This is a genomic window from Thauera humireducens, from assembly GCF_001051995.2.
In the GTDB taxonomy this organism is placed as follows: domain Bacteria; phylum Pseudomonadota; class Gammaproteobacteria; order Burkholderiales; family Rhodocyclaceae; genus Thauera; species Thauera humireducens.
Genome location: NZ_CP014646.1, coordinates 2167807 through 2192074, shown reverse-complemented (window position 1 = coordinate 2192074; position 24268 = coordinate 2167807). Strand labels below are relative to the sequence as shown.

General features: G+C 62.1%; 25 protein-coding genes and 1 tRNA gene. 16 read left to right on the top strand and 10 right to left on the bottom strand.

Annotation, left to right across the window (positions count from 1 at the left end):
• Positions 1-114 precede the first annotated feature (114 nt).
• The 3 genes from AC731_RS10350 to AC731_RS19905 all read left to right on the top strand — a co-directional run bounded on the left by AC731_RS10350 (position 115) and on the right by AC731_RS19905 (position 2507).
• A tRNA-Phe gene (locus AC731_RS10350) sits at positions 115-190 on the top strand.
• Between the two features lie 101 nt (positions 191-291).
• Positions 292-1593, top strand: a complete 1302-nt coding sequence (locus AC731_RS10345) for a tyrosine-type recombinase/integrase (protein WP_205626586.1) — start codon at positions 292-294, stop codon at positions 1591-1593.
• Between the two features lie 212 nt (positions 1594-1805).
• A complete protein-coding gene (locus tag AC731_RS19905) occupies positions 1806-2507 on the top strand; it encodes a hypothetical protein (protein ID WP_156480698.1) in 702 nt (233 codons plus the stop codon).
• A gap of 191 nt (positions 2508-2698) precedes the next feature.
• Here the strand turns inward: AC731_RS19905 and AC731_RS10335 are convergent, their stop codons facing one another.
• Positions 2699-3283, bottom strand: coding sequence for a tyrosine-type recombinase/integrase (locus tag AC731_RS10335; protein ID WP_205626585.1), 585 nt, complete (start codon positions 3281-3283; stop codon positions 2699-2701).
• A 138-nt stretch (positions 3284-3421) separates the two neighbouring features.
• Between AC731_RS10335 and AC731_RS10330 the strand changes: the two genes are divergently transcribed.
• The 9 genes from AC731_RS10330 (at position 3422) to grxD (ending at position 10551) form a co-directional block, all read left to right on the top strand.
• Positions 3422-3748, top strand: coding sequence for a hypothetical protein (locus AC731_RS10330; RefSeq protein WP_048705848.1), 327 nt, complete (start codon positions 3422-3424; stop codon positions 3746-3748).
• 164 nt (positions 3749-3912) lie between these two features.
• Positions 3913-4098, top strand: a complete 186-nt coding sequence (locus AC731_RS10325) for a hypothetical protein (protein WP_156480696.1) — start codon at positions 3913-3915, stop codon at positions 4096-4098.
• A 158-nt stretch (positions 4099-4256) separates the two neighbouring features.
• Positions 4257-5306, top strand: coding sequence for a DUF4433 domain-containing protein (locus AC731_RS19580; RefSeq protein WP_082794303.1), 1050 nt, complete (start codon positions 4257-4259; stop codon positions 5304-5306).
• 7 nt (positions 5307-5313) lie between these two features.
• Positions 5314-6018, top strand: coding sequence for a macro domain-containing protein (locus AC731_RS19575; protein ID WP_082794302.1), 705 nt, complete (start codon positions 5314-5316; stop codon positions 6016-6018).
• 100 nt (positions 6019-6118) lie between these two features.
• The gene (locus AC731_RS10320; protein ID WP_048705842.1) at positions 6119-6586 is read left to right on the top strand and encodes a DUF6641 family protein; all 468 of its coding nucleotides are present in this window, start codon (positions 6119-6121) and stop codon (positions 6584-6586) included.
• A 297-nt stretch (positions 6587-6883) separates the two neighbouring features.
• Positions 6884-8137: a glutamyl-tRNA reductase gene (gene hemA / locus AC731_RS10315; protein WP_048705839.1), complete on the top strand. Its 1254-nt coding sequence runs from the start codon at positions 6884-6886 to the stop codon at positions 8135-8137.
• 54 nt (positions 8138-8191) lie between these two features.
• On the top strand, positions 8192-9271 hold the full coding sequence (gene prfA / locus AC731_RS10310) for a peptide chain release factor 1 (protein ID WP_048705837.1): 1080 nt from the start codon (positions 8192-8194) through the stop codon (positions 9269-9271).
• Entirely contained in the window at positions 9268-10131 is an 864-nt protein-coding gene (gene prmC, locus AC731_RS10305; RefSeq protein WP_418081380.1) for a peptide chain release factor N(5)-glutamine methyltransferase, read from the top strand. Before prfA ends, prmC begins: the two co-directional genes overlap by 4 nt.
• A 90-nt stretch (positions 10132-10221) precedes the next feature.
• Positions 10222-10551, top strand: a complete 330-nt coding sequence (gene grxD / locus AC731_RS10300; protein WP_004262761.1) for a Grx4 family monothiol glutaredoxin — start codon at positions 10222-10224, stop codon at positions 10549-10551.
• Between the two features lie 64 nt (positions 10552-10615).
• On the opposite strand, the gene AC731_RS10295 is transcribed toward grxD, so the two are convergent.
• From AC731_RS10295 to argH, 7 genes are all read right to left on the bottom strand, one after another.
• Positions 10616-11719: a nucleotidyltransferase domain-containing protein gene (locus AC731_RS10295; RefSeq protein WP_004262760.1), complete on the bottom strand. Its 1104-nt coding sequence runs from the start codon at positions 11717-11719 to the stop codon at positions 10616-10618.
• A complete protein-coding gene (locus AC731_RS10290) occupies positions 11716-12585 on the bottom strand; it encodes an HprK-related kinase A (protein WP_237266515.1) in 870 nt (289 codons plus the stop codon). The genes AC731_RS10295 and AC731_RS10290 overlap by 4 nt, the downstream gene beginning before the upstream one ends.
• Positions 12582-12863, bottom strand: coding sequence for a hypothetical protein (locus AC731_RS10285; protein WP_048705833.1), 282 nt, complete (start codon positions 12861-12863; stop codon positions 12582-12584). The genes AC731_RS10290 and AC731_RS10285 overlap by 4 nt, the downstream gene beginning before the upstream one ends.
• An 11-nt stretch (positions 12864-12874) precedes the next feature.
• On the bottom strand, positions 12875-13411 hold the full coding sequence (locus tag AC731_RS10280; RefSeq protein ID WP_156480695.1) for a hypothetical protein: 537 nt from the start codon (positions 13409-13411) through the stop codon (positions 12875-12877).
• A gap of 218 nt (positions 13412-13629) precedes the next feature.
• Positions 13630-14535, bottom strand: a complete 906-nt coding sequence (locus AC731_RS10275; protein ID WP_048705829.1) for a fructosamine kinase family protein — start codon at positions 14533-14535, stop codon at positions 13630-13632.
• On the bottom strand, positions 14532-15818 hold the full coding sequence (locus AC731_RS10270; protein ID WP_004262743.1) for a serine/threonine protein kinase: 1287 nt from the start codon (positions 15816-15818) through the stop codon (positions 14532-14534). Before AC731_RS10270 ends, AC731_RS10275 begins: the two co-directional genes overlap by 4 nt.
• An 11-nt stretch (positions 15819-15829) precedes the next feature.
• Positions 15830-17263 carry an argininosuccinate lyase gene (gene argH / locus AC731_RS10265; RefSeq protein ID WP_048705826.1) on the bottom strand — a complete coding sequence of 478 codons (1434 nt, stop codon included), beginning with the start codon at positions 17261-17263 and terminating at the stop codon, positions 15830-15832.
• Between the two features lie 86 nt (positions 17264-17349).
• Here argH and AC731_RS10260 point away from each other — a divergent pair, with 86 nt between their 5' ends.
• Entirely contained in the window at positions 17350-18378 is a 1029-nt protein-coding gene (locus AC731_RS10260; RefSeq protein WP_048705824.1) for a sensor histidine kinase, read from the top strand.
• Complete coding sequence (locus AC731_RS10255) at positions 18375-19148, top strand: LytR/AlgR family response regulator transcription factor (protein ID WP_048705822.1); 774 nt, start codon at positions 18375-18377, stop codon at positions 19146-19148. The genes AC731_RS10260 and AC731_RS10255 overlap by 4 nt, the downstream gene beginning before the upstream one ends.
• On the opposite strand, the gene ppc is transcribed toward AC731_RS10255, so the two are convergent.
• Both ppc and AC731_RS10245 read right to left on the bottom strand, forming a co-directional pair.
• Positions 19149-21899 carry a phosphoenolpyruvate carboxylase gene (gene ppc, locus AC731_RS10250; protein ID WP_048705819.1) on the bottom strand — a complete coding sequence of 917 codons (2751 nt, stop codon included), beginning with the start codon at positions 21897-21899 and terminating at the stop codon, positions 19149-19151.
• A 60-nt stretch (positions 21900-21959) separates the two neighbouring features.
• A complete protein-coding gene (locus AC731_RS10245; protein WP_156480694.1) occupies positions 21960-22415 on the bottom strand; it encodes a thioredoxin fold domain-containing protein in 456 nt (151 codons plus the stop codon).
• Positions 22416-22509: 94 nt separating this feature from the next.
• On the opposite strand from AC731_RS10245, the gene hemC reads away from it, so the two are divergent.
• Together hemC and AC731_RS10235 are read left to right on the top strand one after the other, a co-directional pair.
• Positions 22510-23442: a hydroxymethylbilane synthase gene (gene hemC / locus AC731_RS10240; RefSeq protein ID WP_048709985.1), complete on the top strand. Its 933-nt coding sequence runs from the start codon at positions 22510-22512 to the stop codon at positions 23440-23442.
• A 20-nt stretch (positions 23443-23462) separates the two neighbouring features.
• Positions 23463-24266 carry a uroporphyrinogen-III synthase gene (locus AC731_RS10235; RefSeq protein ID WP_205626584.1) on the top strand — a complete coding sequence of 268 codons (804 nt, stop codon included), beginning with the start codon at positions 23463-23465 and terminating at the stop codon, positions 24264-24266.
• Positions 24267-24268: the final 2 nt, after the last annotated feature.

Here is a 24268-nt window from a genome sequence, read left to right as displayed (position 1 = left end):
GGGCGGGGCTGTGTGGCCGGCCGCACAGTTTGAGCCGGGGCGGGCGCGGCATGGAAGAAAGTGAAAAATTTATCTTGACGGAGCCTTCGTTCGGGCTATAATGCGGACCTCTTCGGCCAGGTAGCTCAGTTGGTAGAGCAGCGGATTGAAAATCCGCGTGTCGGCGGTTCGATTCCGTCCCTGGCCACCAGAATTCAATGGGTTACGTGTGGTTCTGTGCTACGGCACTCATAGCACACACGTAGCACAGTCTGAAGCGGCGCAATGCTGCAACCATGGTAGATTCTGTGAATGAGCCAGAATCTACCACCATCAGACAAACATCCTCTGATTCATTTGCTCGATGGTGAAGTCGTCTTGTACAAACGAGGCGCCATCAAGGCTTGGCAAGCCCGTTACAAGTTGGCCGACGGTGGCTGGCATCGCATGTCTACCAAAACTCCTGATTTGGATCGTGCGAAGTCGGTCGCCAAAGACGCGTACATGGAGGCGAAGTACCGACACAAGTTCGGTCAGCCTGCGGTATCTCGACGTTTTGATGCGGTGGCAAGGATCGCGATCAAAGAGATGCAGGACGCGCTCGATGCAGGTCACGGTAAGAAGACCTACATCACCTACATCCAAGTCCTTGAGCGTTGGCTCATTCCGTACTTTGGCGGCAAGCACATCAACAACGTCGATGTGCATGAGCTTGAACAGTTCGATGCGTGGCGAGCCGAGAAGCTAGGCCGCGATCCAGCAGCATCAACGATCACAAACCACGTGAGCGCATTGAACAGAGTGTTCGACGTGGCGGTTGCTCGTGGCTGGATGCAGCAGAGTCAAATACCCGAGTTGAAGAACCGAGGCAAGAAATCGACCCGACGACCCGCATTCACGAGTGAAGAGTGGAGAACGGTCCAAAGGTATTTGCCCGAGTTTGCCAAGCAAGGCCATACGGCCAAGACACGCATGATGCGGTCGCTGCTGCACAACTACGTCAATATCCTTGCCAACACAGGGATGCGGCATGGCACCGAAAGCTTGGGGCTGAAGTGGTCGAACATCGAGTGGCACACCGACAAAAGCGGGGAGCGGTATCTGAAGCTCCACGTCGATGGAAAGACAGGGCCACGAGAGCTTATCGCGCGTCACAACGTGGAAACGTGGCTGACGAACATCAAGAACGGCTTTGAGGCCTACAAGGGCCTGACATTCGATCAACTGCTCAAACAGAAGCGTGATGATCTCGTGTTCAGGCTCTCTGATGGAACGGTCACCAACGCCCTCGGCGCCACGTTCAAGCAGTTTCTCGTGAAATACAAGCTGCTGACAGATGCACAAGGCAATGAGCGAACCCTGTATTCACTGCGACACACCTACGCAACGTACGTGATGTTGAACAAGGGCGGCGACATCAGCATCCATGATTTAGCGATTCAGATGGGCACGTCAGTCAAGATGATTGAGAAGCACTACTCACATCTCAAGCCCACGATGATCGCAGACAGGATCGCAGGCAAGCGGTGGAAGCCAAAGGCCGAAGACTTGACAGCATCAGCAAAGAACAAAAAGCGTCGTCCAAACGACAAGGCAGAACAGACCGAGGGTTAATAATTAAAAATTCCTATGGTCTGGCGCTAAATTTAATTAAAATATTCATCTCAACTTTACAATAACGCAAGCCCCGAAAGCATAAATAAATGTGAGTCGTGAAGACGTGCTACGCGACTTACGCATATTGATGTTTTCGATATCGCGGCCTGGCGCTGAACTCCGTTGGGGTTTAGTTGGTGAGGTATTGTCTGTAAGGATTGGGCTGAGGAATGAGAAGAACCACTAAAGAAAATATGAATCAGTTGATCCTGGGATTGCTGAGGGAGTCGCAAGGTCACGCAAAGGCGAACTGGGCGATCACATTGCACCCAGGCTATCGCTATGCTGAGACAAGAGGTTGGAGAGATCCTTCAAAAGAAAATGCGATCATTGCGACAAAAGGCTTTGTAAGGCTCATGAATAGCTTCTTGAACAATGGGTCATCAAGGAACAGATACGTTAAAGGTATTGTTGCAGTCGAACGTAGTGAGACTGGTCATTGGCATTCACATATGATCATCCAGCAAACCGCCAGCGATGAAGAGGTGTTCATCAAAAGGATGATGAAGCTAGACGGTTTGGTCAATAACCCGAGCTACATCGTCACGGATGGCTTCAAGACATACTTCGGATCAAGAGGGATTGGCTACAAGAACGAGAGCGGCTGCTACATGCAGTTTCAGAAGCTCAATGAAGATCATGATCGGATTGCGGCCTACTCTCTCAAAAGTGCATCCACGCAGATCGCAGTACTTGACGGCCCAACGCTAAACGATGATTTCTTCACCTTCGAGCCAGAGCACGTCACCATAAATAAACGTGAATGGAAGGAGCGGGAACAATACATCGCGGCGATGAAGATGGGAGCCAAGAATGATCAAGCCAAAGAACAAGCAAGAGTTGATCGAGATGCTGAGGTCCAAGACCTTTAAGCTTCTGATGATCGAGGAAGACGATCCACGCAAGGTGGCCGAGCAGTTGAAAAGGCTGCAGGCCAAGGGCGCAGTGACGGTGATCGTGTTGGATTGATCTCGTCTGCAACACCCTTAGTCAAAGCAAACGAGATCAAGGCAGGGGGTTGAGCATCAAAGTTCAACCCCTTTTTCACGTCTGAAGCCGTTGCTTAGATGAGGTTGACGGCAACCTTTACAAGCTCGTCGTTGAGGTCGATATATCGCTGCGTTGTGCCGATGTTTCGATGTCCTGCAAGGGCCATCAGCACCCGCACGCCCACGCCCTTGTTCGCTAACGTCGTGATGAAGGTACGTCGCCCCGAGTGGGAGCTTGCACCGTCGATTCCAGCTAGTGCGAAGAGGTGGTTCATACGTTTGCATAAGGTGTTCGCCGAGAACCCATCACGTGAGCGTTGTGAGCCAAACAGTGCCCGTTTTGGGTCCTTGTGCTTCAAGCCAGCGACATATGACGCTAGCTCCTTTCGAAGCTTCTCAGCTACCATCACCGTTCGAGGTTTGTTCCCCTTCGTCTGCTCGGGCGTCAGGGTGAACTGCTGCTTGATGCTTCCATCTGCTCCAACAACATCGCCGATACGGAGTGCTGCAATCTCGCCGACACGAAGACCACCCCAGAACGACATCAACAGCACCATGCGGTCACGCTCTGCATAACGTGTCGTAGCGACTATGGCCAAGACTCGTTTGAACTCTTTCTCGTTGAGGGTTTTTGCTTGTCCCATTTTGAGCGCCACCATGTTATCGATGACTTCATGTTAATGATGGCGAAAGAGGATTCCTAGAACGGAACTGCTTAGAAAACCTGATTGGAATTCAACAGGCTGTACGATTAAATCAGAATTTACACATTATGTGGTGAAACTGCGGAGCACGTGATGAGAGCAGGCACTAAGAAGAAGTTGACGATTGAAGAGCAGATCGTAGCGGCTGAAGCTGCACTGAAGAATCAGCAAGCGAAGTTGGAGGTGTTGAGGGCTAAGCTTAAAGGCGAGGGAGTTTTGAAGAAAGATTCGCCAGGGATGGAGGCCCTTTATGCCGCGATGGACGCTGTGTGTAAGGAGAACAAGTGCAACAACATCGACGTTGTAAAGGCGATTAACCGTCTAAAAAGACTTGGTCTTGAGATCGTTCAGAAAGAGCGGAACCAGAGAGGAGAGCCAAAAGCAAAAAAGCCAGTGACCGAGTTCATGAGCGAAGGCTAGAGGCAGCACAGGGAAGATGCCTTGATCGCGTATCGAAAACAGCTTTCAAGCTAGCGAAGAAGTTTCTGTCACAAAAGTATCGCGAGATGAGATATGAGGCGATGCGACGAAACCGCTTCGCGCTGCGTCTTATGTCGAGGAAAGAGTGGTTCAGGAAGTCTCACTTGCCAGTGAGCAGCGGCGGCTTTCTTCCGTTTTCAAGAGACGAAGTTCTGTATGACGGGGTCGAGAAAAGTGTGTATGCGCTTAAAGAGCAACTCGCGCACTTTGTCGATGATCCTGATTTTGCGATAGCAGGATATTGGGAAGAAGCATTCAGAACGGTCGAGATTCCGAAGGTTATGATGTGATTAGTTATATTCGGGATGTGGTTTTATCAGGATGAGAGGCTATTATTTTGAGGTTTAATTGAATGCGGAGACTCATTGCCCGTCGAGTTCTTAAGTCATTTTCGGAACTAAAGGCGACAATTCAAAGCTTCATGAATTTATTGCATTGAGGTGGGTCTATGGAGTGGATTGTCGGGTTGTTTGTGATATGGCTCATTTCAATGATGAGCGGGGCTTCCTCAAGAGCGGGTGAGAGAAGAGAGTTAAAAAATGAGGGTCGTGTAAAAAAAGAAAAGGTCGAAGATTCGGCAGAGACTGCTTATAGAAAAAATCAAGAAGCTATTCAGAGAGCTATTCAGAGGGCAAAACGCCTGAAGCAGCTCGAGGAGAATGAGTTTTTTCTAGACTCTCCTGCTTCGGGTGATAAAAAAAATGAAGAAGCTAAGCCGACTGAGATCTCTCAGACAACCTTGGTGTCTTCATCAAACGTAGAATCTTGTAGTGATGTTCAGTCAGTTGGTGGGGAGAAACGTACAAAGAGTGAGTCCCAGCAAGGGGTGTCTTGCGGCATTGAGGATTCTGGTTCAGTAAAATATTCCCAGGGCGGTGAGCAGCAACCAACATTGAACGTCGAGGAACGGACGACGGTAGCGTCACATTTAAAAGTGTTCGGCGTTCATTCGCTCTGGCATATCACGCATCGGGATAATATAAAGAGCATTCTGGATGATGGGGTGGTAAGCAATACGCAAGCATTTTCAGAGTTTAAGCCTATTGATATTTCAAATCAGGATGTTCAAAAGCGGAGGGAAAGGATTGAGCCGTTTTACAACAGAAAGGTTCATGATTATGCTCCGCTTTACATTAACGTAAGAAATCCGATGCTTTATGTTAGGAAGCATTTGCAAAACGAGCTGTGCTTATTGGAGATTTCTCTTTCGGTTCTTGACAGTTATGATTATTTGTACACGGATGGCAATGCAGCGTCGCGCGAAACAAGGTTTTATAGAGAGGTGAAGGATCTGATATATATGCCTTGGGATGTTTTAAGGGCATCGTATTGGAATGACTTTACTGATGGTAAAAGAAAACGTTGTGCGGAAGTGCTAATTTTTCCATTTGTCGCTCCTGATTATATTGTCAGGGTGCACTGTGCATCGCCAGAGACGGCTCGGATGGTAAGGAGCTACGGTTGCGAGGCAGTAGTATCGCGAGAATTGTTTTTTTAGGAATGTCATGGGTTCTTTAGTGGTAAATGGAAACATATTTAAGAGTAAATGCCAGACTATCGTTAACACGGTTAACTGTGTTGGAGTGATGGGTGCGGGTATTGCTCTCGAGATTCGGTTGCGTTACCCAGATTTGTACAAGAGGTATGTTCAGCTTTGCGCAGAGAAAAAAATCGATATAGGGTTGCTTTGGATTTACAAGGGTACGGATAGGTGGATATTAAATTTTCCTACCAAGAGACATTGGAGGTATCCGTCGAAGCTTGAGTATCTCCATGCGGGTCTGAAGCGATTTGTAGATACATACGAGGAGCGGGGGGTGCAGTCAATTGCATTTCCTTTGCTGGGTGCAGATAAGGGCGGGATTGATCCGAGTGTAAGTTTGGAGTTGATGCAGAGGTATCTTGGTAACCTAAAAATTGATGTGGAGATTTATAGGTACGATCCAAGAGCAGGTGATGACCTCTTTGAGAGTATGAAGGCGTGGATATTGTCACGTGATGTAGCGACTGTCGCGGAGGTCTCTGGGTTACGTAGAAACTATGTTGAGGCTCTTTTCGATGCTGTGCGTGATCCAAGCATTGTTCAGCTGAATCAGTTGGCGAGAATTGATGGTGTCGGAATTAAAACACTTGAACGTGTTTTCATACTTGCACAGAGTGAGTCTGTCGCAGGAAGTTTAAAGAACAACGTGCAGCAGTCGCTTTTTTGAGATTTGCACGAGGTGCCGACGGGGCTAGGTTGTTCTTTCCTAGGAATCCTTATTTGTTCCACGTAGGATCAAAACGTGTTGAACAACGAAGGATTCCGAAATGACAAGCCTGCTTGAGACACTCAACGTTTCAGCTGAAGAACGATTCAAGAAGCTGACGCCAACGATGTTCAGGCGTCACAAGTTGATGAAGGCATTGCACGAGCAGATCGAAGTAGCAGAGGAGTATCTGCAAGGGCGGCAGTACATGAGACGCTTCATGCGTACTGCTGCAGATCCAGAGACCAATCAGCAGGTCACGTTGATGACCGAACGACCAGCTAGACGATGGTTCTGGATCGACGACGATGGTCAGTTGAAGTTGCAGGTAAGGTACGGCAACAGAACACTGAAGGTTCGAGATGAGATGACGACCATCGTCATCGGCGACAAAGACCAACTTGTGCCTGTGCTGAAGCTTGTCAAACAGGCGGTGGAAGCAGGGGAACTCGATAGGGCCATTGAGGCTGTGCAGAGACCAGTCGGGCGTGGCATACTCACGTCGCCCCGAAAGCCAGCGGCGCGCTGAAATCATGGCATTTGGCTGTAGCACATTGTGTGGCACAGGCCGAATTTGGCGTTTAAATCCATGTTTTAAAAGGATTATTCGCCAATGAATCCATTGAAAATCCGCGTGTCGGCGGTTCGATTCCGTCCCTGGCCACCAAGAATTTCGCGAACGGGTCGACCATGTGTCGGCCCGTTTTGCTTTCAGCTGTCCAATCGTCGTTAGAAAGTGGCTGATTCCGCTCAAGTTTTGGGCGGAAACCGCGATGCTATAATCCGCGGCATCGCGTCGCAGTGCGCCGACTTAGCCAGATCTCGAATGCAGCTTTACGCCCTCGGCCTGAATCACCACACGGCACCGCTCGCCATCCGCGAACGCGTTGCGTTCCAGCCTGAGCGGCTGGGTCAGGCCCTGCACGATCTGACGCATGCCGATTCGGTGCGCGAAGCCGCGATTCTGTCGACCTGCAATCGCACCGAGTTGTATTTCGCCGCCGAGCAGCCGCAGCATGCGGCCGACTGGCTGGCACGCTTTCATCAGGTTCCGCTCAACGACGTTTCGCCCTACCTGTACGCCTATCCGCAGCGCGATGCCGTGCGGCACGTCTTCAGGGTCGCCAGCGGGCTCGACTCGATGGTGATCGGCGAGCCGCAGATCCTCGGCCAGGTCAAGGATGCCGTGCGTCACGCCGAAGAGGCGGGCACGATGGGCACGCTGCTGCACAAGCTGTTCCAGAACACCTTTGCGGTGGCGAAGGAAGTTCGCTCGACGACCGCGATCGGCGCCAACACCGTGTCGATGGCCGCTGCCGCGGTGCATCTGACCGAGCGCATCTTCGAAAGCGTGGCCGACCAGCATGTGCTGTTCATCGGCGCCGGCGAAATGATCGAGTTGTGTGCCGCGCACTTCGCCGGCGCGCAGCCAAAGTCGATGACGGTGGCCAATCGCACGGCCGAGCGTGCGCTGGTCCTGGCGCAGCGCTTCGGGGCGCAGACCATGCGCATCGATCAGATCGGCGAAATGCTGCCGCGCTTCGATGTGGTCGTCTCCTGTACGGCCGCGCCCCTGCCCATCGTCGGGCTCGGCATGGCCGAACGCGCCGTCAAGGCTCGCCGGCACCGGCCGATGGTGATGGTGGACCTCGCCGTGCCGCGCGACATCGAGCCCGAGATCGCTGCGCTCGACGACGTCTTCCTCTACACGGTCGACGATCTCGCCCAGGTCGTCGAGGCTGGCATGGAGTCCCGCCAGCAGGCGGTGATCGAGGCCGAGCAGATCATCGACACGCGCGTCGACGGTTTCCTGCACTGGATGGCCGGCCGCGTCACGGTGCCCGCGATCCGTGCGCTGCGCGACCGCGCCGAAACGCTGCGACAGGCCGAGCTCGAGCGTGCCATGCGCCTGCTTGCCAAGGGCGAGAACCCGCAGAAGGTGCTCGAAGCGCTGTCGCACGGACTCACCAACAAGCTGATGCACGGGCCGACCCGCTACCTCAACCAGGCGGAAGGCGAGCACAAGGCCGAAGTCGGCCAGCTCGTGCACCAGCTCTTCAACCTCCCGCGCCAGGGCTAGCCCCGGCCGACCGCCGTGCCCGCCTGCGGCGCGGCGGCAGCTCACCATTCATCCATGAAACAGAGCATTCGCGACAAACTCGAGCATCTCGCCGCGCGCCTTCAGGAACTCGACCGCAGCCTCGCGGCCGAGGAGTCCGCTCGCGACATGAACGCCTTCCGAGACTTGTCGCGCGAGCGCGCCGAGATCGAGCCGGTCGTCCTGCTCTATGCTGCTTACACCCAGGCCGAGGCTGACTGTGCCACGGCGCGCGAACTGCTGGCCGACCCGGAGATGCGCGAGTTGGGCGAGCTCGAACTGGCGGCGGGCGAAGCGCGGATCGCCGAACTGGAGGAGGCGTTGCAGCGTGCCCTCCTGCCGCGTGATCCCAACGACGAGCGCAACCTCTTCCTCGAGATCCGCGCCGGCACGGGCGGCGACGAGGCGGCGCTGTTTGCCGGCGACCTGCTGCGCATGTATACCCGCTACGCCGAGCGCCAGCGCTGGAAGGTGGAGATCGTGTCGGCCAGCGACTCCGATCTCGGTGGTTACAAGGAGGTGATCGCCCGCATCGTCGGTAATGGCGCGTATTCGAAGCTCAAGTTCGAATCCGGTGGGCATCGGGTGCAGCGCGTGCCGGTGACCGAGACGCAGGGTCGAATCCACACGTCGGCGTGCACCGTAGCCGTGCTGCCCGAGGCTGACGAGGTCGCCGCGGTCGACATCAACCCGGCCGACCTGCGCATCGACACCTTCCGTGCTTCGGGCGCGGGCGGGCAGCACATCAACAAGACCGACTCCGCGGTGCGCATCACCCACATCCCGACTGGCATCGTGGTCGAATGCCAGGACGATCGCTCGCAGCACCGCAACAAGGCGCAGGCCATGTCGGTGCTGGCGGCGCGCCTGTACGACGCGAAGGTGCGGGCGCAGCAGAGCGCGGAGGCCGCGCAGCGCAAGAGTCTGGTCGGCAGCGGCGACCGGTCGGAGCGCATCCGTACCTACAACTTTCCGCAGGGGCGGATCACCGACCATCGCATCAATCTCACCCTGTACAAGCTCGAGGTCGTCATGCAGGGCGAACTGGATGAGCTCGTCGCCGCGCTGACCCTGGAGCACCAGGCCGATTTGCTCGCGGCGCTGGCGGACGAATGATGACGGAACGGACGCCGACAAGCGCGCCCGACAGCGTCGATATCGCCGGTGCGCTGGCCTGGGCGAGGACGCAGATCGATCTGATGGATGCGCGCGTGCTGCTGCGCCACGTGTTGCAGTGTCCGGCTGCGCGGCTGGTGGCCTGGCCGGAGCAGCGCCTGGCGGGCGAGGATTGGGCGGCCTATCGCGAACTGGTTGAACGCCGTCTGGCGGGCGAGCCGGTCGCGTATCTGACCGGCGAGCGCGAGTTCTTCGGCCGCGAATTCATCGTCACGCCGGCGGTGCTGATTCCGCGTCCCGATACCGAACTGCTGGTCGAACTGGCCCTTGCCCATGTTTCCGGCCGCAAGGGGGCGCACGTGCTGGACATGGGCACCGGCAGCGGTGCGCTGGCGATCACGTTGGCGCTCGAGCTCGATGCGCCGGACGTGACCGCGCTGGATCGATCGCGTGAGGCACTGTGGGTGGCGATGGCCAACGCCGCGCGACTCGGGGCGAGCGTGTCCTTCGTGCAGAGCGACTGGTTCTCTGCGCTGGGTGAGGAGCGCTTCGATCTGATCGTCGCCAACCCGCCCTACATCGCCGCGGCCGACCCGCACCTGGAGCAGGGCGACGTGCGCTTCGAGCCACCTGGAGCGCTGACGGCAGGGCCGAGCGGTCTCGATGATCTGGAGGAGATCGTCATGCAGGCGCCGTCGCGGCTGGAAGACGACGGCTGGCTGTTCCTCGAGCATGGTTACGACCAGGCGGCTGCGGTGCGCAGCCTGCTGGCCGATGCCGGCTTCGCGGCGATCGCCTCGTGGAAGGACATTGCCGGTATCGAGCGTGTCTCGGGCGGGCGCTGGCTCGGCCGCGACTGACCTGCCGCCGAGCTGTCGATATTGACGCACTCGTGTTGCGTTACTAGAATTACCCGACTATTAAACTCAACTTTTCAGGCCCCAACCATCATGAGCATCGAAGACGTCATCCGCGACCAGGTCACCAGCAACGACGTGGTCCTCTACATGAAGGGTTCGCCCCAGTTCCCGCAGTGCGGCTTCTCGTCTGCCGCCGTGCAGATCCTGAAAGCCTGTGGCGTGAAGGAAGTGCTGGCCGTCAACGTGCTGGCCGACAACGACATCCGCCAGGGCATCAAGGAGTATTCCAGCTGGCCGACCATCCCCCAGCTCTACATCAAGGGCGAGTTCGTCGGCGGCAGCGACATCATGCGCGAGATGTACGACAGCGGTGAACTGCAGCAGATGCTGAAGGATGCGGGCGTCGTCGACGCCGCCTGAATTTGATCCGCCGGTAGGGCGCAGGCGGTTTCGTGCCGCGTCCGGTATTGATGGAAAACCAGCCTCAGGGCTGGTTTTCTGCATTTTGCGCGGGTGTGTGGGTAAAGCGCTCGCGCAGACGCACTGTCGCCTTCCGGGCGAGGTGTGGCAGCAGCATGGACGGCGGCATGCGTTGCAGGTGGTAGCGTGCCAGCATGGCCAGCCGTGCGACGCGTACGGATGCGGGTGGCGGATGGTCGGGGTCGGGCGGCAACATGACCAGCGGGACCAGCCGGTCCATCAGTCTGCGTGCCAGGGCGGACGGGGCGGGCAGAGCGGTCAGCGCACTCTGCGGCAGGGGGGTCTCCATCCATGCATGAGCGAAGTGCAGGCCGTACCAAAGCGGACGCTGCAGACCCAGTTGTCCGGCACGTCCGACCAGTCGCGTCCAGAAGCCGTGCTGTGTGGCCGCCGCGCGCACGAGTCCGTCGATATCGACCACTTCACGCACCCTGAGGGCGAGGTCGCCGTCCTGGAAACAGTGTACGCAGGCATGCAGCACCTGGTCCTCTGCCGACAGGGTACGGAATGGGGAGTCCGCCAGCGGCACGCTGGCGTCGAACAGCGGCGCCGGGTCGAAATGCAGGCTTCCGGTGACGGGCGTTATCGCGTGATGCAGGTCGACCTCGAGGAAGCGCCCCGGGAAGCGCATGGGCGGGGTCTCGTGGCTCCAGTCCCGGTAATAGCGCTCGTCATACGGATCGAGCTGGGCCGGTACCCACCCCGCCGCCCGCAAGCCTTGCTCCATGGTCCGCAGGTGTTCGCGCGGAACGAGCAGGTCGACATCGGAGACGAAACGTCCGTGCCCGACACGCTGGTTCTGAAGGGCATAGGCGCCGCCTTTCAGGACCAGCACGGGGAACGACCCATCGCATAGCGCCGCGAGCGCGGCGAGTTCTGCCCGCAGCATCTGGTTGTTGAAGGCGCAGACCCGTTCGGCCGAGAGCAGGTGACGCCGGACCGGCGCCGGCACCGTGGGGTTGTCCCGGTTGGCCGCAGCCAGCCTTCCATGCAGCGCAGTCATGCGCGCCAACCGCAGCAGGCGTTCCCAGGTGGCGCTGTCGGTGTCCAGGGGTTCGCTCAGTGCGCGCAGGAGCAACTGAAGCTCGCGGGAGAGGGGTGGCGTCATGCGTGTTCCGCGAACAAGGTGTCGATGTGCGCGATCGCAGTGGATAGGTCGCCGTACTCAAGCTCGAAGGCGCGTGTCGTGCGGGCAAGGCGCACCACGGCATCGAAACCGACCGCGCCGAGCGTGCGGTAGTTGAAGCTGTTCAATCCCAGCCGCATGGCGGTATTGGCGGCGTCCAGCGGCGTACATTTCAGCGTGCCACCGTCGCGGTATCGCGGAAAGATGACCAGCCGCGGGCGAGCGTGGCGGTGGCGCTCGACAATGCTGTCGCGCAGTGGAACAAAGTGGGCCACATCGCCTTTTCGCGTTCCGGGAAAGACGGGTCCAAGCCTGGCCTGCGGGTGCGCGCCGATGATGGCGATGGAGCGGTTCTTGAGCGCGGCGGGTTTGAGCAGCGGCAGCAGATTGCCACTGTCCGGGTCCAGCACACCGAACTCGTCCGACATAAAACGCCAGCCGGCGAGATGCAGCGCGCAGGTCAGCGTGCTTTTCCCTGAGCCGGGTGCAGCGGGCAGGATCAGGGCGCGGTCGTCCCGCGCGACCACCCCTGCGTGCAGCAGCAGATAGGCGTTGAGACGTTGCGCCAGCAGCCAGTTGCTTCCCCACTCGAAAAGCGGCAGCGCGCTACGCATCGGGTAGGGTTCAAAAGGGCACGTCGCCTCGGACCACAGCGAAACCCGGCCTTTCCAGAACCGCATTCCCCTGCTCGGGAGCAGGCTCACGCGGACATCGGCAAAGCTGAGCGGATCTCCGTCGCCGTGATGTTGATAGACCAAGTCGAGGTGGGCGTTGAAGTCGTTCAGCGGGGAGTTGACTGCAACGCGGGCTGCACCGAGGTCGATCAACCGATAGGCGGACGGGGTCACTCGGGCTGGCCTTTGGTCGTGGAGCGACCCGGCAGGGTGGTCAAGGCATGAGCCAGTCGTTCCAAGCCCGGTGGCCAGCCGCCTGCTGCTTCGACATCCTGAAGGAAAGCCTCGAAGTGGTCTGATTCGATTGCGCGTGCAGCTTCACGCAGCACCTCGACGGCGCCGTCGCTGAGAAGGTGCGTGTCCCACCACTGCGGGTCCAGAAAAACAAACTGCCCGTCGAGCAACGGGCAGTGAGCGTTCATCCAGTCACGGGGGCTGTCTGGAAACGGCATCAGGTATCGGGTCAGCCACCGAAGGTGAAGTTGCCGACGGCGCCCGGATTGACCGAAGCGAGGCAGGACTGAGCAGCAGGCGTGGCGCCGGGTTCAGCGAGTTGTTCGCTTGGGTAGGTCGAGACTAAAGCGCCGCTATCGTCAAAATAAGCGAGCACCCAGGCGTCCTTTGGATAGCCATTTTGATTCTTTGCGAGGCTTGCGCCGACCACCTCGACATCGGGCGCAGACGTCTTGTAGATCTTCCCGCCAGCCTCGAATGCGTCGAACGCTGGGCCCTTCTTTAATAAATCATAGCGCCTGACGTCAACCCGTAGCCAACCCCAGTTCGTCTTAGCTTGAGTGGGTTTCGGCTCAATCATGGTGAACTGCGCCGTGCCTGCGGGGGGACCGCCGGACGCCAGATCCCTCACCTTGGCGACGCATGAAATCGACGCTGCGGCTGCGTTGCCACCATAGCCGAGCGTGACCACCGTCGACGCACCGAGCACACTCTTGAGCAAGCGCCGTCGTGTTTCGGACGAGTTGTTTTGCGGTGTCTTGCTCATGATTCTTTAACCTTGAGATCGTTGGCGCCAATCGAATTATAGCCATTTAGGCGCGGACGGAATTCGTATGCTTGTACAGCCGTAGCAAATTTCACGCCGGAGTGAAAGTCGCGAGTTAAACAATTGCCTCTGAAGGGGTTTTTCTGCGGCAGATTGTTCCTTTGGCATGCGACTGTAAGATTATCCGACAGTCCTTTTGCTGCTTTGCCGTCACGGCCTCAAGCCGGTCGCCGCCCCAATTCCTCATTCAGTCGTGTCGCCAACCGCGTCGCCTCCCGCAGATAGCCTCGCCCGAACAGGTTCATGTGATTAAGTATGTGATACAGGCTGTATAGCAGTTTTCTCTTTTCGTAATCGTCCTGCATCGGCCACGCCTTGCGGTACTCGGCGTAGAAGCTGCCCGGGAAGCCGCCGAAAAGCTCGCTCATCGCCAGATCGGATTCGCGGTCGCCGTAATGGACTGCGGGGTCGAAGATCGCGGGTGTGCCATCCTCGAGGACGGCTGCGTTCCCGTGCCACAGGTCGCCATGCAGCAGGCTCTCGGTCGGGCGATAGTCGAGGAAGAGGGCGGGTACGCGCTCGAACAGGCGCTCGCCCTGTTTCTGGAGTTCGCCGCTGAAGCCATGCTGACGGGCGAGCGCGAACTGGGGGTGAAGTCGGTGTTCGACGAAGAACCGCGCCCAGTTGTCCGCCGGCGTGTTGCGCTGCGGCGTGCTGCCGATGAAGTTGTCGCGGCGCCAGCCAAAGTGCGCGCCGCGCGTGCGGTGCAGCCGGACGAGGGCGTCGGCGAAGCGTGCGCCCTCGTCGGCCGAGTGAAGAGGCCGGAGCGTAAGGTGCTCCAGCACGAGGAAGGCGTGTGCGTCGTCAGCGCCACAGGCGATCGGGGTTGGCGTGCGGAAGCCGTCCGCTGCGGCGAGCGCGAGCAGCCCGTCGACTTCGGCTTCGAACATCGGCAGTCGTGCGGCATTGCCCAGCTTGACGAAGAAGCGTTCGCAGTGACCCGTGACGACGACGGCTTCGTGGATGCATCCGCCGCTGACGGGGGCGATGTCGCGGATGCTGAACTGGTTCCCGACGCGCTGGCGAATGGCGTGCTCGATGAGCGGAAGCGCAGGGTGGCTCATAGGTTGCTGATGCGGGCAGTGGCGAGTGACAGGCGGGTCGCCAGGACTTCGAGGAAGGCCTTGTAGAGGCGCATGCGGCAGGTGTCGCTGGCGCGGCGTAGTGCGTGGGCGCGAATCGTGATGAGGCTGACTTCGGTGGCGGCCTCCACTGATGCGGACCGCACGCCCCCAGCCGCGGAGAAGACGGCGACTTCGCCAAAGCACTCGCCTGCCGTCAGGATGTTGAGCAGGTGGCCGCGGCGCTTGACGTGGGCCTCGCCCTCAAGGATGAAGCTGAAGGAGTCGCCGCCTTCGTCCTCGCGCATGATCAGGGTGCCGGGCTGTACGCGGCCGAACTGGCTCAGGCCGATGACCTCCCACAGTTCGGCATCGGCGAACTCACGGAAGAAGTGCATCGTGCGCAGGGCTTCGAACTTCTCGGTGTCCGGTATCGAACCGCGCGTGATCTCGACGCTGTGGTTGCGGAAGGCGAGGGCGAGGTCGTGCGAGAACTCGGCCCAGCTCTGGTAGCGGTGTTCGACGTCGCGTTCGGTGGCACGTCGCACGATGGTGTCAAGGGCCTCGGGCACTTCCGGGCGCAGCTCGGAGGGCTTGGGCGGGGTGTCGTTGGCGATGCGGTAGAGCAGGGTGTAGTTGTTGTCGCTCTCGAAAGGCAGGCGTCCGGTCAGCAGCTCGAACATGACCACGCCGAGCGAGTAGATGTCGGTGCGATGGTCGAGCGGCACCTCGCGCACCTGCTGCGGCGACATGTAGGCCGGCGAACCGACGCCGGCGATCTGCGTGGTTTCCTGGGCGGTGTGCAGGGCGGCGCCGAAGTCGGAGACGCGGATGTCGCTGCCTTCGGGGGTCATCAGCAGGATGTTGGCCGGCTTGATGTCGCGATGCGTGATGCCCTGGTGAAAGGCGTAGTCCAGTGCGCGGCTGGCCTTGAAGATGATCTCGATTACGCGTTCGAAGGCCGCGAGCGAGCTTGGGCGTGTCAGTCGTTCGAGCGTGCCACCCGGGACGTAGTCCATGACCACGTAGGCGTTGTGATCGTCCACCACCGCGTCGTGGGTCTGCACGATATGCGGATGGTGCAGCCGCCCGGAGAAGGCGGCTTCGTTCAGGAACAGCTGACGATGCAGCCGGCCGCGCTCCCGGTCACGCAGGATCTCGGGGCGCAGCTGCTTGATGGCCACCTCGCGCAGGTTGAAGGGGTCCCAGGCCAGATAGACGACACTGGTGGCCCCTGCGCCGAGCTGGCGGCGAACCTCGTACTTGCCGATCCGTTCCGCCGCCATGGCGGGGCCCGTCAGGCGATCTGCTGGCGCGCACGCACGATCGCGGCGCGCACCTGTTCGGGTGCGGTGCCGCCGATGTGGCGGCGCGAGGCGAGCGAGCCCTCGACCGTCAGCACGGCGAAGATGTCGTCGCCGAGCCGCTCCGCTGCGCCCGGCACGTGCGCCATCGCGATGCGAAGTTCGTCCAGCGAGAACTGCGGCAGGTCGCAGCCCTTGACGTCTGCCGCCCGCACCGCCAGCGCGACTGCCTCGTGCGCGTCGCGGAAGGGCAGGCCCTTCTTGACCAGGTAGTCGGCGAGATCGGTGGCGGTGGCGTAGCCCTGCGTGAGCGCACCGCGCATCGCATCGGCCTTGACCCGGATGCCGGTCACCATGTCGGCGTAGATGCGCAGCGTGTCGATGACGGTGTCCGCGGTGTCGAACAGCGGTTCCTTGTCTTCCTGGTTGTCCTTGTTGTAGGCCAGCGGCTGGCCCTTCATCAGGGTCAGCAGGGCGATCAGGCTGCCATTGACGCGACCGGTCTTGCCGCGCACCAGCTCGGGCACGTCCGGGTTCTTCTTCTGCGGCATGATCGAACTGCCGGTGCAGAAGCGGTCGGCGAGGTCGATGAAGCCCACGCGCGGGCTCATCCACAGGATCAGCTCTTCCGACAGGCGCGACAGGTGAGTCATCAGCAGCGCGCTGGCGGCGCAGAACTCGATGGCGAAGTCGCGGTCGCTGACGGCATCCAGCGAGTTGTAGCAGACCTCGTCGAAGTCCAGCTCCGCCGCCACGAACTCGCGGTCGATCGGATAGCTGGTGCCGGCCAGCGCGGCCGAGCCCAGCGGCAGGCGGTTGACGCGGCGGCGGCAATCCGCGAAGCGTTCGGCGTCGCGCCGGCTCATTTCGTAGTAGGCCATCAGGTGGTGGCCGAAGGTGACCGGCTGGGCGACCTGCAGGTGGGTGAAGCCGGGCATCGGGGTGTCGGCGTTGGCCTCGGCGACGTCCAGCAGGTTGTGCTGGAACGCGCGGATCAGCGCGAGGATCTGGTCGATCGCGTCGCGCAGCCACAGGCGGATGTCGGTCGCCACCTGGTCGTTGCGGCTGCGGCCGGTGTGCAGGCGCTTGCCCGCGTCACCCACCAGCGCGGTGAGGCGCTTCTCGATGTTGAGATGGACGTCCTCGTCATCGAGGTTCCAGCTGAATTCGCCGCGCTCGATCTCGCCCAGGATCTGGGCCATGCCGCGCTCGATGTCGGCAAGGTCGGTTGCGCCGATGATGCCTTGGCGCGCGAGCATCTTTGCGTGCGCGAGCGAACCGCGGATGTCCTGGCGCGCCATGCGCTGGTCGAAGAAGACCGAGGCGGTGTAGCGCTTGACGAGGTCGGAAACGGGTTCGGTGAAACGGCCGGACCAGGCCTTGGCGGGTTCGTTGCCGCCAGCGGCCGGCGTCGTGGTGTCTGTCATAATGCGTGTCGGAAGAAGATGTCGGCTGGCCGGGTCCGGCTGGCCTGGCATGAGGGGCTCCGCCGCCGTCGCGGCAGGAAGAAACGATGAAAAGTATAAAGCAAAAGACCATGCCGCTCGGCGCTGGTGCCATGCCCGACTTTCGCAACCTCGGTGTGATTCTGCGGCTGTTGCTGGCCGTGAATCTGTTCGCGCTCGTCACCGTGCTGATCCGGGTGGACGAAGGACCGCGCTTTGCAGCCGAGCTGACGCTGATGGCCGGCCGCGTCGAGTTCCCCCTGCTGCTCGCGGTGCTGATGCTCGATCTCGTTTCGCCGCGCCTCGCGTCCCTGCCGCCGCGTGCGGCGACCGCGGTGCTTGTGGCCGTCGTGGTCCTGGCCGTGGTGCTGAGTTACCCGTTGCTGGGCGGGGGCGACAGCCTGTTCCGCCACCTCGTCTGGGCGCTGGCGGCGACGGCTTTGTGCCTGATGTATTTCGAGTATCGCAGCCGGCGTTTCTCACCGGCGCTGGCCGAGGCGCGATTGCAGGCGCTGACGGCGCGCATCCGGCCGCATTTCCTGTTCAACAGCCTGAATGGCGTGCTGGGCGTGATCCGTTCCGATCCGCGCCGCGCCGAACGCGCACTGGAGGAACTGGCGGACCTGTTCCGCGCGCTGATGCAGGAGAACCGCGAGCTGGTGCCGCTGGGTGACGAGCTTGCATTGTGCGAGCGCTACATCGACCTCGAGCGCCTCAGGCTGGGCGACCGCCTGAGCGTACGCTGGGAGATGCCGCTTGCCGGGTCGGTCGAACACGCCGCCCTGTTGCAGGCGCGGGTGCCGGCGCTGTTGCTGCAACCCCTGCTCGAGAACGCCGTGTATCACGGCATCGAACCCTCGACCGGTCCGGGCGAAGTCGTGGTCCGTGTCGCCCGGCAGAGCGACAGCCTGCGCGTCGAGGTGGACAACCCGGTCTGCGATGCCGGACGCCATCACAGCGGCAACCGCATGGCGCTCGACAACATCCGCGAACGCCTGACACTGTTCTTCGACCTCGAGGCGGGGCTCGACATCGACTGCGCCGATGGGCGCTATCGCGTGCGCATCCGCCTGCCTTTCCGGAGTGCCAAGGGATGACGATCTCACCCCCGAATGATGTCCTGCGCGTGCTCATCGTCGACGACGAGGGGCCGGCGCGCAGCCGGCTGCGCGACCTGCTGGGCGATATCGCTGACGCTCAGCCGACGATGGTCGTCGGCATGGCTGCCAATGGGGTCGAGGCCTTGCGCCTGCTCGAGCTGCAGCCGGCAGACGTGGTGCTGGCCGACATCCGCATGCCGGGCATGGACGGCGTCGAACTCGCGCGTCATCTGCCGCGCCTGTCGGCACCCCCCGCAGTGATCTTCGTGACGGCTTACGACCAGTATGCCGTCGAGGCCTTCGAGCTGGCAGCGGTGGATTACCTGCTGAAGCCGGTGCGCGCGGAGCGGCTCGCCGCAGCACTGGAGAAGCTGCGCGCGCGTCGGCCCGCGCCAGCACCCGATCTCGCCGCGCTGGCGCCAGGCGAGCGCCGGCACTTCAGCGTCAGCGAGCGCGGACGAATCCTGTTGCTGCCCGTGGCCGATGTTCTCTACCTGAGGGCCGAGCTGAAGTACGTGACGGCGCGTACGGCCGAGCGCGACTACCTGCTCGACGAGTCGCTGGTGCAACTGGAGCAGGAGTTCCCGCAGCGCCTGCTGCGCGTGCATCGCAACTGCCTGGTGGCGCGCGACGCGGTGCAGGGGGTCGAGCGTGTCGGCGAAGGCGACAGCGAGGGCCGCTGGGAGGTGCTGCTGAGGGGCGTGGACGAGCGCCTGCCGGTCAGCCGCCGGCAGTGGCCGGTGGTGAGGCAGGCACTCGGCCTCTGATCAGCCGCTGTTGCGCAATCCCGCGGCAATGCCGTTGATCGAGATGTGGATGCCGTTGCGGATCCGCGGGTCGTCGCCGTGCTCGCGGTGACGGCGCAGCAGCTCGACCTGCACGTGGTTGAGCGGATCGAGGTAGGGGAAGCGGTTGCGGATCGAACGCTTGAGCAGCGGGTTGGCCTCGAGCAGCTCGCGCTGGCCGGTGATCTGCAGCAGCGCCTCGACCGTGGCCTGGTGTTCGGCGCGGATGCGCCCGAAGATCGCCTCGCGCAGCGCCACGTCCTTGACCAGGTCGGCGTAGCGGCTGGCGATCGCGAGGTCGCTCTTGGCGAGCACCATGTCCATGTTCGACAGCAGCGTGGCGAAGAAGGACCACTCGCGGTGCATGCGCTGCAGCAGTGCCAGGCCGTCCTGCGGATGCCGGGCGAGGAAGGCCTGCACTGCGCTGCCAAAGCCGTACCAGCCCGGCAGCATCACCCGGCACTGCGACCAGCTGAAGACCCAGGGTATGGCGCGCAGGTCCTCGATCGCGGTGCTCTTCTTGCGCGAGGCGGGGCGGCTGCCGATGTTGAGCGCGGCGATCTCGCTGATCACCGTGGATTCCCAGAAGTAGCGCTCGAAGCCCTCGGTGTCGTACACCAGGCCGCGGTAGGCGGTGAAGGCCGCGTCCGACAGCGCCTGCATCGCGTCCATGAACGCGGGCGGCGTGGGCTCGGCCCCGGCCGGGCGCAGGCTGGTCTCGAGCGTGGCTGCGACCAGCACCTCCAGGTTGCGCCGGCCCACTTCCGGGTTGCCGTACTTGGCGCCGATCACTTCGCCCTGTTCGGTGAGGCGGATCTGGCCCTGCACCGCCCCGTCGGGCTGGGCGAGGATGGCCTGGTAGCTCGGCCCGCCGCCGCGGCCCACCGAGCCGCCGCGACCGTGAAAGAGCCTCAGGCGCACGCCGTGGCGCGCGAAGGTCGCCACCAGCTCGCCCTCGGCCTTGTACAGCGCCCAGCCCGAGGTCAGGAAGCCGCCGTCCTTGTTGCTGTCCGAGTAGCCCAGCATCACCTCCTGGGTCTGGCCGCGGGCGGCCAGCAGGTTCCGGTAGATGGGCAGCGAGAACAGGCGCTCCATGACCCCGGCGGCGTTCTCCAGGTCGCCGATGGTCTCGAACAGCGGCACGATGTCGACGTCGAGCGCGTTCTCGAGCGGGCGCAGCAGGCCGGCTTCCTTCAGCAGCACCGCCAGCTCGAGCAGGTCGGATACGTCGTCGGTCTTGGAGATGATGCAGTGGCGGATGGCAGCGCGGCCGTAGCGCTGGTGCGCGCGGCGCGCCGTGCGGAAGATCGCCAGCTCGCCTTCGGTTTCGTCCGAGTAGCGCACGTGGGGCGAGGCGAGCGGGCGCGCGGTGGCCAGTTCCTCGAGCAGCAGCGCGCAGCGGCCGGTTTCGTCCTGGGCGCGGTAGTCGGTGCCGGGGCGGGCGGTCTCGAGCAGTTCGGCGACCACCCGCTCATGCACGTCCGAGTTCTGGCGCAGGTCGATCGGTGCCAGATGAAAGCCGAACACCTTCACCGCGCGACGCAGCTGGCGCAGCCGCCCGCGGCTGAGCGCGGCCGAGCCGTTGGCCACCAGCGAGCGGTGCAGGGTGTCGAGATCCTCGGACAGCGCGGCCGCATCGGCATAGGGTTCGGCGCGGGCGACGGCGTGGCGCGCGGGTTCGTGGCCGAGCAGTTCGCGGTAGGTGGCGGCCAGCCGGGCGTAGAGGCCGGACACCGCGCGGCGGTAGGGCTCGTCGCTGCGGTGCGGGGAGTGGTCGCCCGAGTGCTCGGCCAGCGCCAGCAGCGCGTCCGAGGCGCTCACGAAGCCGTGGCTCATCGACAGCTGCGAGCCCAGCGTGTGCAGCTCGTTGAGGTAGTACTCGAGCGCCACTGCGGCGTGCATCGCCAGCGCCTTGTCGAGCACCTCGGCGGTGACGAAGGGGTTGCCGTCGCGGTCGCCGCCGATCCAGCTGCCGACCTGCAGGAAGTTGGCCAGCTCGGTGCCGGTCAGGCCCGGCGCGGCGGTGGCGAGACGGTCCTCCAGGCTGGCGTAGAGGCGGGGCAGCTCGCGCAGGAAGGTGGTGTCGAAGTAGGACAGGCCGTTGTTGACCTCGTCGATCACTGACAGCTTGGCCGTGCGCAGGATGCGCGTCTGCCACAGCGTGAGCACCGCGCGGCGCAGCGCCTCGAGGTTGGCCTCGGATTCCTCCGGGGTGAGCTGCATGCGGTCGCGCTCGTCGAGCAGGCGTGCGATCACCGTCTCGCAGTTGAGGATGCTCTTGCGCTGCACCTCGGTGGGGTGGGCGGTGAGCACCGGCGAGACGCGGGCGGTGTCGAAGAACTCGACCAGCCCGGCGGCGTCGGTCGTGCCGCTGGCGAGCGCCGCCTCGAGCGCATGGGCGAGGCTGCCTTCGCGCGGGGCGGAGCCCGCGATCAGGTGCGCGCGCGAGCGGCGGATGTGGTGCTGGTCCTCGGCGATGTTGGCCAGGTGCGAGAAGTAGCTGAAGGCGCGCACGACCTGGATGGTCTGGTCGCGCGACAGCGCATCGAGCATGTCCTCGAGTTCGCGCCGCGCGGCGATGTCGTCGTCGCGGCGAAAGCGCACGGAGTTCTGGCGGATGCGCTCGATCAGCTCGAAGGCGGCGGCGCCCTGCTGGTCGCGCACGGTGTCGCCGAGCAGGCGCCCGAGCAGGCGGATGTCTTCGCGCAGCGGCGCGTCTTTGTCCTGGGTCATCTCGAATGGGGCAGTGAGGTTGGTGGGCCGCAGGCGCCCATCGGGGACCTGGCGGAATATTCAGTCGGTGGCGCCCATGCGGCTGCGCGCCTCGTCGATCGCGTTCTCGACATACTGGCCGTAGAAATCCTCAAGCCGCATGCCGACGATATCGTCTCCCACGGCGCGGCCGTCGGCGTCGAACACGCGGACGGTCGGCGTGAAGCGTGCCTTCTGCGTCCTTGCCACGGCCCGGTGCGTTGACCGGGTGCCCGTGAAATCCACCAGCGCGGCATCCGAGTCGATGTCGATCTGACGGAACAGGGCACGTCGGCCCTGGGCCTCGGGGGCCGACATCGGCACCAGGTAACTGCGCGCGGTTTCGCAATAACTGCAGCCGGCCTGACTGTACAGCACCACCATCGGCATGCGCTCGCTGCGCATGGTTGCCGCATCGCGTGCGAGGTCGCTTGCCTTGGGCAGGGCCGGCGGTGCCGCCGAAAGTGCGATCGGCACGCATGCTAGAATCGCGGCCATCCTGCGCACCATTGGTGCGAACCCTGATGCTGCGGTGCGGCGAAAGTCGAGCCTCCCCGGCATGGTCGAATCCTGTACTTGAGTGATCCCAATCGTGAGCCAAGCGAACCCCGAGCGCATCGTCATCGCCACCCGTGAAAGCCGCCTCGCCCTCTGGCAGGCCGAGCACATCAAGGCTCGCCTCGAGGGATTGTATCCCGGCTGCCGCGTCGAGCTGCTCGGCATGACCACCCGTGGCGACCAGATCCTCGACCGGCCGCTGGCAAAGGTGGGTGGCAAGGGGCTGTTCGTCAAGGAGCTCGAGACCGCACTGCTCGACGGCCGTGCCGACATCGCCGTGCATTCGATGAAGGACGTGCCGATGGTGATGGGCGGGGATTTCGTGCTGCCCTGCATCACCGAGCGCGAGGTACCGCTCGACGCCTTCGTCTCCAGCCGCTACGAGAGCCTCGCCGACATGCCGCCGGGAGCGGTGGTGGGCACCTCCTCGCTGCGCCGCGAATCCCAGATCCATGCCCAGTATCCCTTCCTCGGCGTGACCAGCCTGCGCGGCAACCTCGATACCCGCCTGCGCAAGCTCGACGAAGGCCAGTACGACGCCATCATCCTCGCCGCTGCGGGTTTGACCCGTCTGGGCCTGGGCGAACGCATTCGCTCGGTGATGCCGGCCGAAGTGTCGCTGCCGGCAGCCGGGCAGGGCGCGCTCGGCATCGAGTGCCTGGCCGCGCGCAAGGACGTGATCGGCTGGCTCCAGCCCTTGGTCCACGCCGACACCACCGCCTGCGTGCTGGCCGAACGCGCCGTGGCGCGCGCGCTCGCCGGCAGCTGCGAGGTGCCGCTCGGTGCCTATGCGCTGATCCGCGAAGGCAGGGTCTGGTTGCGCGGCTTCGTGGCCAGACCGGATGGCAGCGAGATCGTGCGCGCTGAACGCGAGGGCTCGCCGGCCGAGGCCGAGGCCCTGGGCCGAGCGCTGGCTGAAGACCTGCGGGCGCAGGGGGCAGAGGCGATCCTCGCCGACCTCGGCTGAGCGGCGCACCCGCATCCGGCATGCACATCGATAACCAGGCGGCCGCCCACGGCGAGTCCCTCCCCCTCGCAGGGCGCACGCTGGCCGTGACACGGCCGCTGGAGCAGGCCGGCAGCCTGTGCCGCCGCATCGAGGCGGCGGGCGGAACGGCGATCCGCTTTCCGGTGCTGGCCATTGCACCGGCACCCGATCCCGCGCAGCTCGAGGCGATCGTGCCGCGCCTGGACGAGTTCGACCTGGCCTTCTTCGTCAGCCCCAATGCGATACACCATGCGCTCGAGTTCGTCCTTGCACGTCGGGCCTGGCCTGCCGGCTTGCGCGTGGCGACGGTGGGCAAGGGGAGCGAGCGGGTGCTGCTGGAACGCGGCTTTCGCGACCCGGTGGTGCCGCAGGACGGTTTCGACAGCGAATCGGTGCTGGCCTTGCCCGAGTTTTCCGCCGGGGCGATCCGTGGCCGCAAGGTGCTGATCTTCCGTGGCGATGGTGGACGCGACCTGATTCGCGACACCTTGCGCGAACGCGGCGCGCACGTGGAATATGTCACCTGTTACCGGCGCTACTGCCCGAAGCTCGACCCCGCGATCCTGCTGCAGCCTGCCGCACACGGCAAACTCGACGGCTTGTTGCTCACCAGCAGCGAGGGCGTACGCAATCTGTGCAGCATGTTCGGTGCCGGGGACTTGCGTGTGCTGCAGGCGGTGCCAGTGTTTGCGTCCCATGCGCGCATCGCCGCGGAAGCACGTGAGGCAGGCTTCGCCGTGGTCATCGAGACGCCGGCCGGTGACGAAGGACTGCTGCAGGCATTGACGAGGCACTTTGGTTAAAC